Below are 1,782 nucleotides of genomic sequence, written 5' to 3'. Positions count from 1 at the left end.
GCTTTATTGTACCGATCATCTATAATATCCATAAGTATTTCTCGCGATTGGTTATCAAATGCCTGTAGTCCAAAATCATCAAGTATCAACAAATTAACTTTCTGAAGTTTGTTAAGTTCCTTTATATAAGTGCCATCTGTTTTTGATAATTTAAAACGCGTAAACAACCTTGCTGTATTTGAGTACAGAACTTTTTTGCCCATCAGGCATGCCTGGTTACCCAGAGCCTGGGCGATGTAACTTTTGCCTACACCAGAAGCTCCCGTGATAATAATGTTTTCATTTTGTTTCATAAAATCTAACGTAGCCAACCTGCTGAACATGTTTTTGTCAAGGTTTCTTGCTGCACTATAATTGACATCTGCCAGGTCGGCCTTTTGTCTAAAGCCTGCTATTTTAAGCAATCTTGATATCTTTAAGTTTTCCCTATTTTCCCATTCATGCTCCGTAAGTAAAGTAATGTACTCATCTGGCGTAATGTCATTGAGCGTGTTATTTTTAATATGCTGCAGATGTAAATCTGCCATTGCGCCTATACGCATCTTTTTAAGTTTCTCTACTGTTTGATTGTTGTCCATATTACATTTTTTAGAATTATTGATAAGCTGATGCGCCACGAAGATTGGCATGTGGTGGTATATGTGTTTGCTTGGTATCCATTGAAGGTAAAGGTTCTTTGTCCTGGTTGAACTTTAAAATGTTCTTGATTCGTCTGTATGAATTGGTTCCCGCATAAACAGCCCTTTGGCAGGCATCGTTTAACCTTTGAGAACCATAAAGTTTATGTAATTGTATAATCCCCATGGCACTTTTGTATGAAGTCTCCGGGTAAGTTGTGTTTGCCATTAACTTTTCGATAATTTCCAATACATAAGTTCCGTGTTTTGCTGCTTTTTGTTTAAAGTACTCAGGACTCCATTCTTTAAAAGCCTGGTGGCTGGTGCTTAGGTGATCCTTGATGGTATTGTAGATGCCCATGGAAGGGTTACGTTTGTGGAAAGCAATACGCTCGTTGTTAAAATAAACCTCTACGGTACTACTTGTATAATGTATCATTGTTGAGTGGCCTATATACCTGTATGGAACGCTGTAATAGGTTTTATCGGGAGAGAAATAGACATATCCAATCTTCTGGACTTTAGCCCTACGGTAGTCCTTTAACTGGTATGTGTCATTAGGTAAAGGTTTGAGATAAGCCCTTTCAACCGATTGAAAGAGTTCTTTTCGGCTTGCCTGTTTACGTTGGAACAGCAAGTTATTGTAAGAACTAAGTAAATGGCGAATTTTCCGGTTCAGGTCACCCAAAGAGAAAAACACCATCTCGCGCATAGGATAAAATATACGCTGGTATACCAGGCGTACCGCATTTTCAACCAAAGCCTTGTCTTGTGGGGCATAACTCCTGGTGGGGTTGATTACACAGCCATTGTGCCTTGCAAAGTCTTTAAATGCGCGGTTAATATCCGGTTCATACTTACTTGCCCTGTTTACTGCTGATTTAAGGTTATCCGACACTATAGCCTTGGGTACACCTCCAAAAAATGCAAGGGCATTGCTCATGCAACGTATCAGGTCTTCTCGTTTCTGGCTAAGACACGCCTCAACATAAGTATATTGGCTATTGGGAAGTATGGCAACAAAAACTTCCACATCTATAATCTCTCCAGTTTCTTTATCGGTCACATGTAGTTTCTTGCCAGTAAAGTCAATATATACTTCTTTTCCTGCTTCATGTTCAAGTTTCATGGAGCCTTTTATTTTGGCATGTTTGCGCCTATAATG

General features: G+C 39.2%; 2 protein-coding genes. Both read right to left on the bottom strand.

Annotated elements, in window-relative coordinates:
* A partial coding sequence (locus OM075_RS24970) for an ATP-binding protein (RefSeq protein ID WP_301193287.1) occupies window positions 1-578 on the bottom strand: 578 nt, incomplete at its 3' end.
* A 16-nt stretch (window positions 579-594) separates the two neighbouring features.
* On the bottom strand, window positions 595-1,782 hold a 1,188-nt coding region (gene istA, locus OM075_RS24965), incomplete at its 5' end, for an IS21 family transposase (RefSeq protein WP_301193286.1).

This window comes from Plebeiibacterium sediminum, from assembly GCF_026013605.1.
In the GTDB taxonomy this organism is placed as follows: domain Bacteria; phylum Bacteroidota; class Bacteroidia; order Bacteroidales; family Marinilabiliaceae; genus Saccharicrinis; species Saccharicrinis sediminus.
Note: the sequence above shows the minus strand (reverse complement) of the source record. Positions and strands in the feature narration are given on the sequence as shown.